Origin of the sequence: Nocardia sp. NPDC050412 (assembly GCF_044458825.1) — a bacterium.
Lineage (GTDB): Bacteria > Actinomycetota > Actinomycetes > Mycobacteriales > Mycobacteriaceae > Nocardia.
Map to the genome: position 1 here is coordinate 33615 of NZ_JBITIJ010000026.1, position 17552 is coordinate 51166.

Consider the following 17552-nt stretch of genomic DNA (forward strand, 5'->3'; position numbering starts at 1 on the left):
AGGAGGGATCGCCCGATTCGACGAGCACCGCGGCGATGCGCGCCTGCAGTAGGGTTCGCGCCTGCTCAACAGCTGCGTCTTCGGGGGGGTGGACGGGCTGGTTCGCTGGTGCGGGGACGACGCCACTGCGCACGGCCCACGCGACCATCGCGTCGGTGTCCTTGATACCGAGCTTGGTTCGGAGACGAGATCGCAAGACCTGCACTGCGCGCTCTCTCAGGCCGAGCTCCGCGGCAATGGCCGTGTTCGAAAGGTCTTGGGACAGTAGGTGAAGGACCTGCCTCTCCCGGCGCGCCAGCTTGACGTCGGCGGGTGGCTCGGGCACCGGTTCGGCGGATGGGCGGTCGGCGACCCGAACCCGTCGCGCGATGTCCAGCAGTGTCGCTCGGTCAGGTGCGCCGAGTTTGACCGTAAGCATGGCGAGGTCGTTGCGTACGGTGTTGTCCGTTACCCCGACAATCCGCCCAATCGCCTTGAAGGACAACTCTTCGGCGGCAAGCCGGAGTACCTGTCGCTCGCGGTCGGTCGGCTCGTTCTGAGTTGTATTTGCGGTATCGGTGCCGCGTTCGGCGTCCATCCGATTTCGGAAGGCGTGCACGACTGCTGGGGATACGGTCGCCGGATCGTCGTCGGTCGCGCTAGGCCCAGCCGCGACGCGAAGGATCTCCACCTGGACCGGTGAGAGTTCGAGGACATTCGTCGGCGCTGCGGTCGATGTCGGCGCGTCGTCGTGCGGTAGCAGCCGACCCGCGTCGCTGGTCCCGACCTTGTCCCTGAGCTGTGCCAGGCACAGGTCGAGCTGCCTGGGCGGCATACGAAGCACCGCCCCGATCGTCTCGCGTGGCATCTCCTCGCCGCCCTGCGCGACCACGCGGAGGAGGAGGGCCTCGGCTTCGGTCAGTGTGACCGTGCGCGCGTCGTTGGCTTCCGATGTCGTCGAGTCACTTTCGTCGCCATCGGCAGGTCGTGCTTCGGGCGCTTTATCGACGGTGGCCTCGCCGGTGGGCCGAGGACGCGTGACTGTCTCGACCTTTTCCGCTTCGGATTCTTCCGAGTCCTGGTGCGGCACAGCGATTCCGGTGAGGATGATGCCGCCTTCGACCAGGAATCGACCGTGGAATTCGGTAAGTGGTGGGCCGTCCAGGGTGGAGCGATCCGCGATCAGCAGTCGTGCGGTGAATTCACCTCGTTCGATATCGAACGTGATCAGCATGTCTTTGAAGCCGAGCCGGCGATGTGTCAGCGGGTACCACGCCTTGAGGACAGCTTCCTTGGCGGAGAACAACACTCGGTCCCAGTGCACGTCACCGTCGGTACCGATCCGGTCGAGCCAGGCGCGCTCCGCGTCCAGCGACATGCCATCTCGGCGACCATCGGGGATCGGCTCGTTGTATTCGGCATCGATGCTTACCGCGCGATGGTGCCGAGATACCGCGGCGACGAAGTAGCCGGTTTTGCTGGTAAGGGTGAGGCCTTGTTTGTGGCTGATGCTTCCGACGAGACCGGGCTGCCAGAGCGGCATTCCAGTCGCCCCCCCGCCTGCACGGAGCACCGGCGCGACCGGCACGCCGAGGCGTGCCTGCGCGCGGTGCGCGACCGTGCGTCCGTAAACGATTTCGCGTCCGCGCACCCCGTCCGGACTCGTCTTCAGAGCATCCAGCAGTACCTGCTCCTCCGGTAGCAGCGCCGCCGTCGGATCCTTGCCGATGATCTCGGCCGTGGCTACTCCGGCGGGCAGACCGAGACCTTCGATGATCGTCCGTCCGGCCGGCGCTCGCACTTGGCCCGGCTCGACGGTGTTCGATTGGTCGTTGCCGGCGGTCGGCTCCAGTTCGGTTGTACCGCCCCGCGCCGGATCGGCTTCAGATGCCGATTCGGCGCGGATGTCCGCAGGCTCGCCGTGGCGGGTCGGCTGCTCCCCGTCTACCTCGCTCGATTCGTGCGGCGAAGTGATGAGCTCGGCCTCGAACGTGATGATGCCGTTCTCCTCGGCGGGCTCGGAGAGCGGGACCAGTGTCGAACTCCGCGGGATCAAGATCTCTCGTTCCGCTTCTTGGTCTATCCTTGCCAACCCCTCGTCGATGATCGATATCGACTCGACATCGATAAGCTGGGCGCCGGTGTCCACGTAGATGATGATTTGGACGGGCAAGTCGACGTGGCGACCCGGCAGTACGGAAGCAGACATCAATCCGGTGTCCGTCAAGCCGAAGTTGACGAGCCCGTGGCGTCGGCCGAACACTCGCTCGAGGCTGTCCAGTCTCCGGTACAGCTTGACCGGCCCCACTGAGGCTGCCGCATGCCGGAACGCCCAATCCATGCAGTTGATTTGGGCCGCAAGGGTTTCCGCCAGAGTTCGGAATTGGGGTGTGTCCGGCCAGCCGATGCCGCGCCCAGCGGCGAACACCTCCTCGGCGGTGACCTCGCGCTGTGAAAGCTCGATCCGCTGCTGCGGTGTCAGCCCTCGGCCCATCGCGCGTAGCACCGGGTTGACCGAGGCGGACGCGGTGAACGCCCGGAGGGCACCGACGATCTCGTCCGCGTGGCCATCCGCCGGATCGTGCCACATATGTATCCAGCCGACACCGTTGCGGATTCGAGCCACCGCCTCGTCACCGTCGACCGCCATACGGCGGAACCATTCGAGTCGCGCCGCCGCGTCGGCGGGATCGGGATTCTGCACGGTCCGCGATCCGGCTGGCGTGACAGGTTTTTCGCGTGACCCTGGCCGGTTGGTCGCTGATCCGGCAACAGAGGGTCCGGGGGCCGACAAGGTGGTGGACCGCTCGTGCCCGACGATCTCGGCCGAGCTCACATCGGCGGGCAGTACCTGCCCGATCGCTTCGCCCGCGTCGGCGGTCGGAGTGGGATCCGAGTCGGCGGAATCGGATTCGGGCTGCGCGGACGAATCCGGCGATTCCAGCCCGGCGGCGGAGCCGACCCGGCCGCGGACTCTGCGGCCCTCCCGCCACGTTCGAAGCCGGGCTGCCACGCTTTTGCCCAGGTGCTGATCCGGCTCGCCGTCGACGAATGCCATACCTGCGAACGGCCCGAGGCTATCCAGATCCAGGCCGTATTCGTCATCGAGGCGCCGCAGGCAATCCGCTAAAGGCTCCCATTCCCGAAGCCGTGCCGAGTCGTCGGTGTGGAAGGACACCCACACATCGGGCTCGCCCACCCGCTCGCTTCGGTTGTGCAGCACAATCAGGTGATTCGCCACCTCATTGCGCCCGACCGGACCCGGACGTTGCAAGACCAGCGCAACCGTTGACCCCGGACGTTGGGCCATCCACCCCTCGACGGTCCGCTCCTGCTCAGTCTTCGGTATGCCGTGCCGACTCACCGAGTCCCAGCCGCCTCGGTGCAACGCGGCGCCGAAGATTCGCTGCATCGTCCGAACCCGTGAGGCTCCTTTGCCGATCCGCTTGGCCGCACGCTCCCGGATGCTCTCGTCGCCGATGAGGTCCGCGACCAGCTCCGCCGCACCGACCACACAGTGCTCGGAATCGTTTGTGAACTGCGTCCATACTTCCGTATCGTCCGAGACGGCGGGCGCAACGGAATCGCTATGAACCGGTGCGGGTTCCGGATCCTCGGCGTTCGGTGTCGCAGGTGCCAGGAGCTCACCCGGCCGTGCTTTCTGGAGCTCGCCATCCGCCAGGACCACCTGGCCGCCGACGATGACCGCGCTGACCCCCGCAGCGGGTTGCCGCGGATCGGTAAGGGTGGCGACCTCGGCCTGGAACGCCTCGGGATCGAAGAGGACGAGGTCCGCGATTTTCCCGTGCTGAATGACACCGCGATCTCCGAGCCCGAATCGCTGTGTGGGCAGCGAGGTGATCTTGCGGACAGCTTCCTCGAATGGAATTCCCAGCCGCGCCGCCTCCTCGAAGTACTTCGGAAAGGTCCCGTACAGCCGGGGATGCGGTTTCTCCGCATCGGTCGGCAGGCCGTCCGATCCGATCATGCTGTAGGGCTTGCGCAGTACCCGCGCCATATCCTCCGGGCTCAGGCAAAGCGAGACGAAAGTCAGGTCGCCCCTGGTCTTTTCGAGCATATGGCAGACCACTTCGGTGACCTCCATGCCGAGGGCCTCCGCCGCCTGCTCCAGATTGAGACCCTCCAGCCGCTTGAGCTCGTCCAGCGCCCTGAGTTCTTCGGCGTGCCTGAGATTTTCCAGGCGCTCGAGTTCTTCCTGATTCGCGGCTCCCCGCAGTCGCTCGAGTTCCTCGGCATGTCTGCGGACTTCCGTGCGCTTCAATTCCTCGTCCGGAACGAATGTCAGGACAAGCGCCGCAGGGGTGTCTCCTTGAAGGATATTCTCCCAATCCAGGTAGTCGGGGTCCCCATCGACGAGTTTGTCGCGGATCCGCGCGCGCCGCTCGGGATCGCGCAACCTGGCCATCGTCTCGTCCATGCCGCCCTGCAGGGCTGAGGGCGGCAGCAGGTAGATCGGGATGAGACCGGTACTCGGGTAGGGGTAGACATCGACGGTTACGTCCAAGCCGTCGGCGACGGCTTCGTCGATCATGCGCAGCGCCTCGGTCATCGTTCCCCAGTTCGCGGGGCCGGTGGCCTTGAGATGGCTGAGGTGGACTGCGACTCCGGTGTCACGGGCTATCCGCAACATCTCGGCGACGGAATTGAGCAGGCCGTCGCCTTCGTTTCGCATGTGCGCCACGAGAAGACCGTCATGGCGTTGGACGACAGCCCCGAGACTGGTCAGTTCCTGCGGGGTCGCCGTGGCTCCGCCGTAGATCAGTCCCAGTGAAAGGCCGACCGCACCGGCCCGCATCGCCTCCTCGACATGCTCTTCCATCGTGCGGATTTCGTCTTCGGTGGCTTCGCGCGCGTCGTGTCCCATCGCGGCAACCCGCACCGCGTTGTGTCCCAACAGCGGACGGACGTTCTGCCCCAATGCCTTTCGACCGAGCATGTTCAGCCAGAACCGCATTGTTGGCCAGTCCCATGGCTGGTCGATCACGCCGAGCACCGCGGCGGCTTGTTCGGCGAATTGTGCCGCATCTTGCGGATCCACGGTCGGGAACATGCTGAAACCGCAGTTGCCGGTGACCACGGTCGTGACGCCTTGGCTGACCTTGAAGTCCAGCGTGCCCCACTTCGTTACGGCTACATCGTCATGGGTGTGGGTGTCGACGAAGCCGGGCACGAGGACGAGCCCTTTCGCATCGATGACGGGTGCGCCGACCCGTCTGGGCAGGGCGGGGCCGGTGGCCACAATGCGTCCGCCCCGCACCACCACATCGCCGACGAACGATGCGGCACCGGTTCCGTCGACGATTGTGGCCTCGGCGACGACGACATTCTGCGTCAGTAGCTCGGTCAGTCGCTCTTGCAGCTGCTGGGTGTCCGCGGAGTCGAGGTGGCGCAGCGTAGCGGCGGACTGCTCGAGCTCTGTGACCCAGGCGCGCACAGTTTCGTACCATGCCCGCCGGTTCGGCTCGTCGCGCCGACGGTAGGCGTCCGCGTACCACCGCTCCAGTTCGAGGAGGTCGTTGCGCAGCCGGACTGCGGAGTTGAACTCGTCGACGTAGGCGCGCAGCGCGTTCAGCCTTGACAACCGTCGGCCCGACCGCAGCAACACGCTGCGGCCATATCGCCCGAGCACCGTGCGCACTCGGCCGCTCACCGCGATCGCGTCGACGACGGCCCGCACCCGTTCAGCGGGCGCGTCCGGCGGCAACAGTCCGATTTCCGCTCGCAGTTCGTCCGGCAGTGCCCGAATCTGCGCGGCAAACAGCTGGGCCAAGGCGTGGCGGCTCTGTTCGAGCCGCATCCCCGCCGGACGGTCGCCGGCGAGCTCCCGCAACCGCGCCATGTCCAGCTGACCGTTGCCGATCATGCGCGCGATCAACTGCCGACGCCAACCACGCCGCATCGGATTGCGGTCGCGCATACGCCACACGTCCGATGCGCCCGCCTCGTCGCCAATCATGCGGAAGCCCGCAGTCACCCGCTCTCGAAGCTCGGTCAGGGCGGGACCGAGTCGAAGTTGCGAGGAGGAATCACCCGGGAGAGTAACCGCTGGTCCGTTCGGGCTTTCCGGGTTGCCGGGGCGGCCTTTGATCGGGTGCCCGCGTTGCTCTCGGGTGGGGCCGTCGGTATCGGGGCGGGCGGCGAGTTGGAGACGACCCCGGCTGTCCTTGGTGAATTCAAGGAGGAAGGCGTCTTTGATTTCGGGGAAGGTTTCGGGGAAGGTTTGTTCCCATTGGTCGCGGTCGCGGACACGGGGCATGCGTTTGGGTTGTTGTTGCTCCGGTGTGGTGTCAGTTTGCTGGTTGGGTGTGGGGATGTTGGTGTCGAAGACGAGGGTTTTGCCTTTGCCTTCGGAGGTGATGAGGAAGCTGTGCGCGGTGTGGCCGTCGTCGATGACGAAGGCGATGGCGGCCGTCTTGTTGTTCGGGTCTTCGACGGTGTCGATGGCGCGGGAGATTGCGGCGGTGATGGCGTCGTGGGTGTTGTCAGGGGTTGTTGTGTCAGGTACGGGGATTCGGGTGTAGTTGCTGTGGAGGCTGTCGGTTAGCTCTTTCCAGGTTTCGGCCTCGTTGTCGGTGGGGACGGTTGCGTCGTCGTACCCGATGGCCCAGGCTGCACGCACGGTTTGGACGAGGCATTTGCGCACGTACTCAGGTACAAGTTGGGTCTCGCCGGTGGCGTTGACTATCTGCTCGGCTGGTGCAGCGGTATGCGACCTGAGTTGCGCCAGGAGTCGTTCGGCTGCCCCGCCGTCGTGCATTTCGCCTGGTGGGAACGGGGTGGAGGTGCCTCCGTTCTGCAAGTAGTCGCGCCGCATCTGTCCGAGACCGAACAGCATCACCGGATCCGCGTTCGACCCGATTCGGTCGAGCGTGGCCGCCCACTGGCCGTAGCGGATGCTTCCGGCCATGACCTGCTCGGCCCACTGCGATAACGGCGTCAGCAGATCGTTTTCGAATTCCACGATGGCACTGGGGTACAGGCCAGCTCGTTCCAAAGCCCAATTCATCAAAACCCTGGAGAGTCGGCCGTAGTAGTCATCGCCTTTGAAGAGCGCGTGACCGGAGACGAGTCTGTGCTGCAGCTCCGCCGCGACCCGGTAGCGGTCACTATGCGGGTCCCGGATGGCCATGTTGTACCAATGACATATCGATTCCAGGTACTCGCGACAGCCCTCGGCGCCACCGAAATTCGGATACACGATGACGCCGTGCGGGCGGGTCGGCATTCCGGGCGGACGGAACCCGAGCAACGGATTCGCATCGATGACGGCCTTTTCGTCGTCGGTGAGCGGTGCGGTCAGACGGCGCATGCGGCGTGCACCAGGGCGTCCGTCTATTTCGGGGAACAAGACGATTCCGTACGGGCCGGAGTCGACAGGACCGGGTTCGTACGTCAGTAGTGGGTTGTCTTCGATCGCGGCGATCTCGTCTTCGGTCAGCGGGCGCGCCAGTGCACCGAAACCCCACTGGTTGTTCTCTTTCAGCTGCCCAGCGATGTTTGGGTGGTGCCGGACCATCAGCCTCCGCTGGATTTCGGTAATGAATTCGATATCCAGGTTCTGCTCGCGGCGGTTTCGGGCGAAGAGTCGAGCATCGAGCCAGCTCGCCCATTCTTCGGGGCCGCCGAATATGGTCTCGGGTCGGTCTTGCCCCGCGACCATGGCGATGACGCTGAACTTGTCCTCCATGAATAGGCGGAGTTCGAGCGCGCGCTCGGCTGCCGTCGTGATACCGTGCGCAGCTTCCAATTCGGATATCTGGTGTTCGATATCGGTATCGTTCTTATCGAATTCTCTCCGAAGCAGATCGACCGCTTGTTCTGGATGGTCTTGCGCGATATGTCCGTCGACCAGTTGCCGCAGGCGTTCGGCTGACCTCGCCGGTCCAGTATCTGCGCGGGGATCACCTGGTGTGGTCGTGCTCGTGCGGGTTTCGTCACTGTCGGGTGGCGTAGGTACTGCCGTTGGTGTTTCGGATCGCGGGTGGGGTCGACTGTCGTCCGTTCCGGCGGCGTAATCCGAGTTGAGTAGTCCGAGGGTTTCGGCCAGGGATAGGTCTGTCGAGGTGATGGGCGGGGCACGGGGTGGTTCTCCGCCACCAAGTGGTGCTGCGGCGTGTGGTTGCGGGCTCGGCGCGGTGCGATCGTGCGGGGTAGCCGTAGTGGTGTCAGCCACCGCTTCGATGGTTGGTGTCGGCGGTGCGCTTTCCGAATCCGATGGGTGTGCGATTCCGGTCAGGATTACGCCACCTTCGACCAGAAATCGGCCGTGGAATTCGGTCAGGTGTGTGCCGTCCACGGTGGATCGGTCCTCGACCAGTAGTTGTGCGTGGAAGGTGCCCTCGTCGAGATCGAATGTGATGAGTGCGTCTTCGAAGTCGAGCGGGCGGTGGGTCAGCGGGTACCACGCCTTGTAGACGGTTTCCTTGGCGGAGAACAGCACTCGGTCCCAGTTAATGCCGCGGTGCGTACCGATCCGGCCGAGCCAGGCCTGTTCGTCGGGCAGCGCGATGCGATTGCGCAGCACCTCGGAGAGCGGCTCGTTGTGTTCGGTGTCGATGCCGATCGATCGGTGGTGCTGAGATACCGCAGCGATGTAGTAGCCGGTCTTCTGGGCGAGGGTGAGGCCCACGCTGTGGCTGATACTTCCTGCGACACCGGGCTGCCACAGCGGCATTCCGCCGGGCGCGTTTTCCCCCGTGCGCAGCACCGGCTCGACCGGCACACCGAGGCTGGCCTGCGCCCGATGGGCACAGGTACGTCCATACACGATCTCGCGTTCCCGCACTTTCTCCGGATCCGACTGGATTGCGTCGATCAGCACCTGCTCCTGCACGAGTAGCGCTGCCGTCGGGTCCTCGCCGATGATTTCGGCCGTGGCCACCGTGGCGGGCAGTCCGAGACGCTCGACGATCGTGCCCTGCACCGGCGCCCGTACCTGGCCCCTCGGCAGGATGTCGGTCCGGTTTGCGTGCGAGTCGAGTGTGTGGTGTTCGACGGTCGTCTGGATCAGGTGGCCGAGTGCGGCAGCGCGCCGACGTTCGGCGCGCTGTTCGTCATTCAGCTTCGACCGTGGCATACCGGACACCGGCTCTAGCCTGGCCCGCAACTCGTCCAACTCGCTCTGCAGCTCGGCGATGCGCGCCGAACCTGGTTGCAGCTCAGCCGGATTGATCGACAGCTCCGCGGCCGCCGAGTCGCGAAGTGCGCGCGCCTGCGCAAGCTGGCTTTCCTCCGGCGGCGACACCTGAGATTGCGGGGGCGGCTCCTGCTGCCCGGTAGGTGCCGATGCGCCGGTGCCGAGCGTAGTGGGGCCGCCGGCGGGCGATCCGGTACTCGGCTGCTGCACAGCCGTGCCGTCGCTGGGATGATCGTTCGTACCGTCGGCCGCCCGCTCCGTGATTGCGGCTGCGAGATGCGCAGTTCGGTCGGTGTCACCATCTTGCGGCACTGTGGCCACGGCGAGTGCGATGCCGTCGCGTACGCGCCATTTTCCTTCGATAAGCGCCACCGGTGTACCGAAGAACGTGAGGTCAGCGACCGGTAGTTGGGCGTGGAAAGTGCCGGTCGCCAGATCGATGGTGACGTGGATATCGCGGTCGGGTATGGCTTCCGGAAGCAATGCCTCCAAGGTTTCGCTGACCGCGTCCTTGATCACCCGGAACAGTCGTTCCAAATGCACCCCGTCGCGCATGAGGGCCTGCCCACCGACGTTCTGCAGCCAATTCCATTCCTCGTCATTGAGGAAGAGGCCCGGTCGCCCACCTGCGTGTGCAGGAAACGGTTCATGCTCGCCGACGCCGATGCCGATCGCCCGAAAATCCCGAGCATGGGCGACCACCGCAGCGGCGAAGTTGGGTGGGCAGAACGGGGGGAGCATGGTGATGGCGCCCACCACCTCGTCGGGCCAGGGCATCGGAAGGGGGTACGCGGGACGGAAACTTTCACTAAAGCCGGGCGCGGCGATCGTGGAGAACCCGAGGCGGTGCAGCGCCATTCGGCCGCACTTGAAACCCGCGTCTTCACCGCCCAATCTCTCGACGCGCCGCTCGCCGAGCAGCTCATCCGCAACCACATTCGGCGGCAGCAGGGCATGAATCATCGATTCCCGGAAGACCAGCCACGTCGACTTGTGGTCTTGGAGTTGCACGACGCCGGCATTATCCGCCTTCTGGGCGACAGTGAACTCCTGCACCGCAGGCGATCCAGAGTGATTGTCGATCACTTCGACAATGAGTTCGCGCTCGCCGTGTCGGTGCTGGCGCCCGGACATTCGGGCAACGACACGTACCTCGCCGGTGCTGTCGGCCCGCGCCCGCGCGGCCAATTCCGCGACGCCGGCGTGCACGATTTCGATCTGTTCGTCGCTGCGCCAGACCTTTCGACCCAACCACTCGGCCACCCCATCGGCCACGACCGCCGCCGCATGCGCGACCTCGGCTGCGGTCAGCTGCGCGCCTGGCACTCCGGGTGGGCCCACGGTCATCTCGAAGGGGAGGACTCCGATACGCCGTCCGGGGTGCACCGCCATGTCGTCCTCGCCCGGACCTGGTTCGAAAAGCTGGTCTGGCCACGACGTGTCGTCCGGACCGATCCGAATATGCCAGAATCCACCGTCCTCGGCGTCGGGCACGATCAATCTCAGCCCGACTCGACTCACCAGTGTCGTCGGGTCGAATTGCAGCAGCTGCACGGTAAACGGGACGTCCAGGTCGCGTGCTCTGGCCGCCGTCAGGTCGTCCCACAGGCGAATGGCGTAGGCCAACTGCCGAGCCTGCGCATCGTCGAGTTCCTCGGTCGGCACCGAACGCAGGTTCTGCACAAGCAGTTTCAGGGACCGCTCAGTCGCCTCATTCTGTACGTTCGTCGGAAAGTAATCCCGCGCGCTCACTTCACGCGGATATACCTTGATCAACGCCGCCCGCTCGTCATCGCTCAAACGTTCGTGCCACCAACGCTGGATTTCGAGCACCACACTGCGCTGCCTGCTGTCTTCGGGTCGACTCATCCACGCAGCCGTCGCGTCCGGGGCCGCTTTTCCCAGTGCGCGCGTTGCCAGCTCGTGGTCGGACTCGGAAGCCGGTTCGACTGCGAAGGGGTCGTTCGCCGCGTCGTCTGGAGGTAGTGCGCCGACGTCGACTGGTCGCAGGGCCCGACCTCGTGTCATGTCGGGGTCAGCGTGTGGGTTGTCTTCGCCCAGTCGTTGCTGTCGTGACTCCAGCGTGCTGTCGCCTTCCCGGCGGGTCAGTTGCAGGACATGTGTGGTCTGCGCCGGGAATGGTGGATTTTGCGGGTCGAGCACTGTTTTCGGCTGTGTTGCGTGCTGGTCGTGGATCCAGATCTGTTTGCCGTCGTTGTGGAGCAGGAATAGGTGTCCGATCGCGGCACCGACGGGCCGGGCGTTCACCAGCATTCCCGCACCGGGGCCCAATTCGGTCAGCAGTTGCGCTGCTTCAGCGAGGCCGCCGTCGAGCCGCTGGTGGTGTGCTCCGGCCAGCCAGGCCACTGCTGCTGGTGGTACCGGTTGGTTCACATCGATTGGTTGCTGGACGTCGAATCCGAGATTCCAGGCATCCTGGAATGTTCCTACCGCGCATATGGGATCCACAGCGCCATCCCAGGGCTGAGGGACGTCTGCGGCCGCGTCTTCCCTGCTGTCCGTCGGCTGTACCCCTGCTGCGAGTGTCGTTGTGCTCGTAGCACTTTCGGGACCTTGGGCGGCCTCGGGTGTGGTTGGGGCTGGATTAGGCGACGCGGCAGGGGAGCGTCGATCGGACCACGGTGTACGCGAGCGCGCCTGTGGCTCAGCTTCATCGGCGGCTTCCGTGGTCTGTTCAGTGGCTTGCCGCTTGTTCAGCCATTGGTTTGGGCTCGCTACCGCGGTACCCACTCCGTGGCTGATCATCACATAGCCTTCGGCGGCTAACTGCCGATACACCTTGCCCACCGAGGTTGCCGACGACAACCCCAGCCGTTCGGCGAGTTCTCGGGCGGCAGGCAACAACCGACCCTCAGACAACCGACCCGACTCGATCACCGTGCGCAAGGCCGAAAGCAATGTGGCTTGCCAGCCCTTGCGATCTGCCTCCGCAGCGAGTTCCGCCCGTGATGACCCCTGCACAAGTAGCGTGAGCAATTCCCGCCCAGTCAAAGTCGGCCCCGCACCGGGATTCGGCGCATCCGGCCAGCTGTCGGCGGGGGTCACCGAGGTCCCGATCCCGCGCCTGCTGACCACATATCCTTCGGCGGCCAGTTGCCGATACGCCTGCCCGACGGTGCTTTCTGTAGGCAATTCCAGGTATTCGGCGAGTTCAGCGGCCGTCGGCAGCACGCCGGCCACGGGCAGTGCACCGGAGCGAATAGTCTCGCGCAACCGCGGGACCAGTGCGTCACGCCAACCCATCCGGGCACCATCGGCCGCGAGTTCCTGTCTCGACCATCGTTGGACGAGAGTCTTCGAATCCACCGGCAAGATCTCAGCTAGCACGCGCGCGGCCCGATGATGCAATTTCTTGACGGCGTTCGGGGTGCGAGTGCCACCCATTGCGGCCGCAGTCTCGGCGTTCGTCAGCTTTTTCAGATGCCGGAGTTCCAGGCACCGCTGCGCATCGGGGTCATCGAGCTGGCGGATCGCGCGCTGCAGCTTTTTCAGCTTGTCCGTGTCACCGCCGGCAGCCGCAGCGATGGCCTCCTCGAATGCCGCAGCCACCTTGGCCAGTTCGGTGTCGAGCGAAGACGGTCCGGCCGATTCGTCGCCCGCGTCGAGCTCTTCGACTTGATCAGTGGGAACTCCGGCGACGGCATGTGCGGCGTAGTACTCGAGCGACTCGATGATGGTCGGGTCGGTGTATGGCATAGCCTTAGATGTCTGTTCGACCGATAGTCCCTCCTGGTGCCTGAGCACGAGGCATTGATACCGGGTTGGATGCGCCTTCTGGAGAGTCTCGAGACGCCGTCGCAGATCCCGCCGCGTCGCGCGAGCCAGCGCCTGTCCGTATTGACCGACGCGCACATCTTCGGGCAGCGCCGACAAAATCCCCTGCCGCAGTCGCGCGAACTCGACGTGCTCGGTGGTCACACGTCCGGCGATATTCGCCACTGCCTGCCCGACATCTTTTTGAGGCGAAGTAAATAGCGGATTCGCCGCGACGAGAGTGTCTTCGGTGATTTGTCGTGCGAGCAGTTGCCGCTCATTCGAATCGACGTCGATAATCCCGCGGCCGGTCAGCTTCCGCAGCGTTGACAACGCCCGCTGATACACCTCTTCCGCAATGAGTTCCCGCCGCCGAGCCAGTGGTGCCTCGTTCCGTACACCAGGTGCGGTGGGCGCACCAGCTACCTGCTCCGGAGAATCTTCCTCGACGGCACGGCCGAGAGCCTCGGCTGGCTTCATGGAAGAGTGACGGCTCCATGGCGTTTTCAGGTCTGGACCCTGTGCAGCCGTGCCGCCGATGCGGACGGTGCTCGGAGACTTTTCCGTGGTTCCGTGCTGCTCCGAGTCTGTTTGGCCTGCAGCGCTTATCGGTGTGCGATCCGCGGAACTAGCGATTGCCCGAGATTGCTTGCCCGTGGCTGAACTATCTGTGCCCGTGGAGTTTTCGTTGTTTATGGCAGGCGTTGGGTTGTGCTCGGTGTCGGAGGCCAGCGCTTTCTCTATGTCGGGTGACGCGCCGTTGCCCTCCGGACCCTCCAGTGGGCCAAGGACTTTGCCCTTTTTGCGCGGAGCTTCTTGGTTGGGATCATGCGGGTGGAGGTTGGTGAGGTTGTCGTCCTCGTCGGTGGTGAGGTAGGCGACGAAGGCCTCTTTGATGTCGGGGTAGGACTGTTTCCATTTGTCGACGGTACGGACGCGGGGAATGCGCTCAGGGTCGTTGGGGTCGGTATGCGGGTCGTCGGGGTTGGTGATGTTGGTGTCGAAGATGACGACGTTGCCGCCAGGTTTGTTGTCGGTATTGGTGATGGTGATGGAGTGCATGTTCTTGCCGTCGTCGAGGAGGAGGACGGCGGTGTCGGCTCCGTCTTTGAGGTTTCGGACGTCGTCGATGGTCTTGGCGACGGGGTCTTCGGCGCCTGGGATTTTGACGAGTTGGGTTGCGATGGCTCGCCGGAGGTGTTCCGGGCTCTTGTGCCGCCTCTTTGGTTTGATTCCCGTGTTGAGGCCGAGTGCCCAGGTTGCTTCGGATGTTTGGTTGATGCAGTCGAGCAGTCTGCGGGCTTTGAACAGCCGGTGGTACAGGGACCAGCCCGCGATGGTGCCGAATGTCGCGGCTATGGACATGCCGGTCGTTTGGTGACCCAACAGCGCTATAGCGCCGCCGGCGACCGCTGGGCCCATCGCGAACGTGCCTCGGGTCGTCACGGTGCCGATCGATCTCACTCGTCCGAGCACCTCGGACGGGGTCGTCTTGTTCGTATAGGTGCCGATGGGTATGCCAGCTGAACCGAGGACTGCCCATGTGCTGGCGAGTCCTGCCGACGCTATCCAGGGGTTGGTGGTGGTTGCCTGGAGTATCGCGGGCACGGCCAGGCCGGCCAATCTGGCCGTGAGCAGTGTGTCGATGCTGGTCTTCTCCAACCAGCGCTTGGGTATCAGGTTCCCGACCACGCCCCCGAGTGGGGTGATCAACATCGCTGTTCCCTGTTGCCATCCCGGAAGACCGGAGTTGGCGATCAGCGACGTGAATTGCAGTCCCTGCATTCCCAAGTAGAAATTTGTGAGGCCTAGGTTGAAGTTGTAACGTCGCTGCACCGGAAGGTTCTGGACGGTACGCCAGCCCTCGGCGATCGACTTCCGAATGCTCTCCGGTTTTTCCGTTTTCGGTGCGTTCGAGACCGTCGGCAAGGCCGCCCATGTTGCCAGATTCACAATGTTCGTACTGACATCGATGAGGGGAGCCGTCCACGCGCCGGCCTTCAGCACAATGGGCGCCAGGCCCTGTCCCAGCACACGAGTGAGATTCATTCTGAGATTGTTGAATCGGTTCAGTCCGTCTTGCGCGGCGCCGGCCATTTCGATAAGTACCTTGTCGGCGGCACTGCTGTAGAGGACGGATGCGGACGCTCCGACGAGCGTTGTTCCGATGAGGATGGGGGCGGCGTACGACGTGCCGGATGCGAGCGCGCCAGTTGCTATCAGCCCTCCTGCTGCCGACACGACTTGGGTGCCGATCACCAATTTCTTGGGTCGTGGGGTGCGGTCGGTCAGATGCCCCGCGATCAGTGCGCCGCCGATGTGCGGCAGCTGCACGGCCCATCCGATGGCGCCTGCCGGTCCTGGTCCGAGCTCTTGCACGAAGTACAGACCCGTCATCATTAGCATGAGCTCGGCGCCGGCGTCGTTGAAGAACTCGGCGCCGAGCCGTACGCCGACATAGGGGTTGTTCCGAACCACGTCCCGCAGTGAATCGCTGCCCGTGGAGTTTTCGCTGTTGGTCGCAGGCGTGGGGTTGTGCTCGGTGTCGGGTGCCGACCCTTCGTCGGGGTCTTCGGGAGTGTTGTTGCTTCGCTTGCCCAGGATCGGGTGCTGTCGTTGTTCTCGGGTGGGGCCGTGGGCGTCTGGCTGGTGGATGGGGCGGAGGCTGCCTTTGGTGGTGTCTTCGGTGTCTTCCGTTTCTTTGGTGAATTCGAGGATGAAGGCGTCGCGGATTTCCCCGAAGTCGGCACGCATTCGGGGGAGGGATCGTTCCCATTGGGTGCGGGTGCGGACTCGTGGTGTGCGTTGTTGTTGGTTGGGTTCGGAGGATGGGGGGATGAGGGTGTCGAAGATGAGGGCTGTGCCGTTGACGTTGGTGACCATGTAGCCGTGGGCGCTGGTGCCGTTGTCGATGACGATGACGACGGTGTCGACGTCGCTCGGCTCTTCGACGCGGGCGATGATGTGGGCGAGTGGGTCAGGGGTGGTGGTTGATATGGGGGTTCTGGTGAGTTCGGCGTGGAGGCTGTCTTCGAGTTGCTGCCAGGTTTCGGCGTTCTCGTCGGGGATGGTTGCTTGGTCGTATCCGACGGCCCAAGTGGCACGCATGGTCTGGACGAGGCATTTGCGGACGTGTTCAGGGATTTCGGCGGTTGTGTCGGAATCGGTTGTGGTGGGCGCTGATTCGAGGTCGGTCGTGTTGATGTGGGCGGTGGCGACCGTCAGCTGGACACGGCCGGGCGCGACCACAGTTGTGCTCAGCTCCAGCTCATCGGATGAATGACCGAGTGCGATCGTGGTCAGCTTGTTCGCGCCGCGTTGCGTGGCCGAATGCAGTTCCTCGGGCAGCTCCTCCGGCATCGGTTCGGTGGACAGTCGTTCATCTGGTTCGGGTGCCTGGTCGTTGCGATCGGCAAGTGCGGTAACCATTTCGGCCGCGGCGTCGGTTCCGTCGCCGAGTACCGCCCACACGGTGTAGCCGCCCGGGACGTATTCGATTCCGTAGTGTTCGGCATAGATCTCGGCGAGGTTCAACGCTTCGGCATCCGCGCTGCCGCGAACGTGCAACTCGAGGCAGACCGCGGCACCGTCGTCCGTCGTCAGCTTGGTCAGGACCAGGGTTGCGTCGGTCTCCGCATCGTTCGGAACTGCGCCAACCAGCTCATCGGCCAAAAGTGTTGCCGTGCCGAACTGCTCGGCTGGCCAGGAGTCCTGGCCCGCCAGCAGACCTCGGACCAGGTCGGCCGCTTCGGCCCGGACCTGGTTCCGGTCCGCGGCGCCGCTGCCACGCGCGACCACCAGCGACCGCAGCTCCGCAGCGGCTACTGTGCTGGGCCTCGTCTCGGCAGGTTCCTCGACCGCACCCGACCCCAGCTCCTCGCGGATCTCATCCGACAACAGCAATGTCTGGTCGTCGAGCACGCTCAACGTTACGAGTCGATCGCCCGGCTCGCCGGAAAATTCGATCTGTACCCAGCCCGTGAGGTCCGGATCGTCGGCAGGGCGGGCGTCCAGGAGCATTCGTGTGGCCATGTCGACCGCCAGCACTCTTTGCTCTCGCGGCCAACCGGTCGTCAAGTGGCGCAGCACCGACCGCACTCTGGCGACATCCGCGGCCACCGTTTGCTCCGGATCGATCGCAATCGCGATACGTACCGGACCGCCGGTTGCACCGGCCACAGCACCGAGGGCCAGCGTCATCCCGGCCTCGCGTCGCTCGCCGTGCCCCTGCGCGACGGACAACGTGGCCGCACCGTCCTCGGTATGGGCGATGTGGACGACGCACCAATCATCTTCGCCCGCAGCCAGAGTCAATGCGTCGAGTACGCCCCAGACGGCCGCGGCTTGCTGGTCGTCGTGCCAGTACGTCAGTACGTTATCGACCGACATCGGCAGCTCACCGTCGACGCGCGCGACCTCGACGCTGCGCTCCACCCGGATATCCGCACCCGACAACCGTTCGGCCAAGGCCACGTAACCGGCCACACGCCGCCCTTGGTTGTCGACCATCGCGACTTCGAGCTCTTGGCCGTCCGGCCGATCGACCAGCCGCGCCGTGAGCCGGGCGCTTTCGGCCATACCGGCGTCGAAGATTGCGTTGACCATCTGGCCGGCCATCCGCAGCCCTTCCGCGTGCGCCTCG

1 protein-coding gene (only partly in view) is annotated in these 17552 nt (G+C 64.6%); it reads right to left on the reverse strand.

Every position in this 17552-nt window falls within one protein-coding gene, locus ACIBI6_RS39540, for a LuxR C-terminal-related transcriptional regulator, read on the reverse strand. The gene is 57741 nt long; 12572 of those nucleotides lie to the left of the window and 27617 to its right, leaving coding positions 27618-45169 in view, spanning codon 9206 (partial) through codon 15057 (partial); the first complete codon in reading order (the gene reads right to left) occupies nucleotides 17549-17551. The start codon and the stop codon both lie outside this window.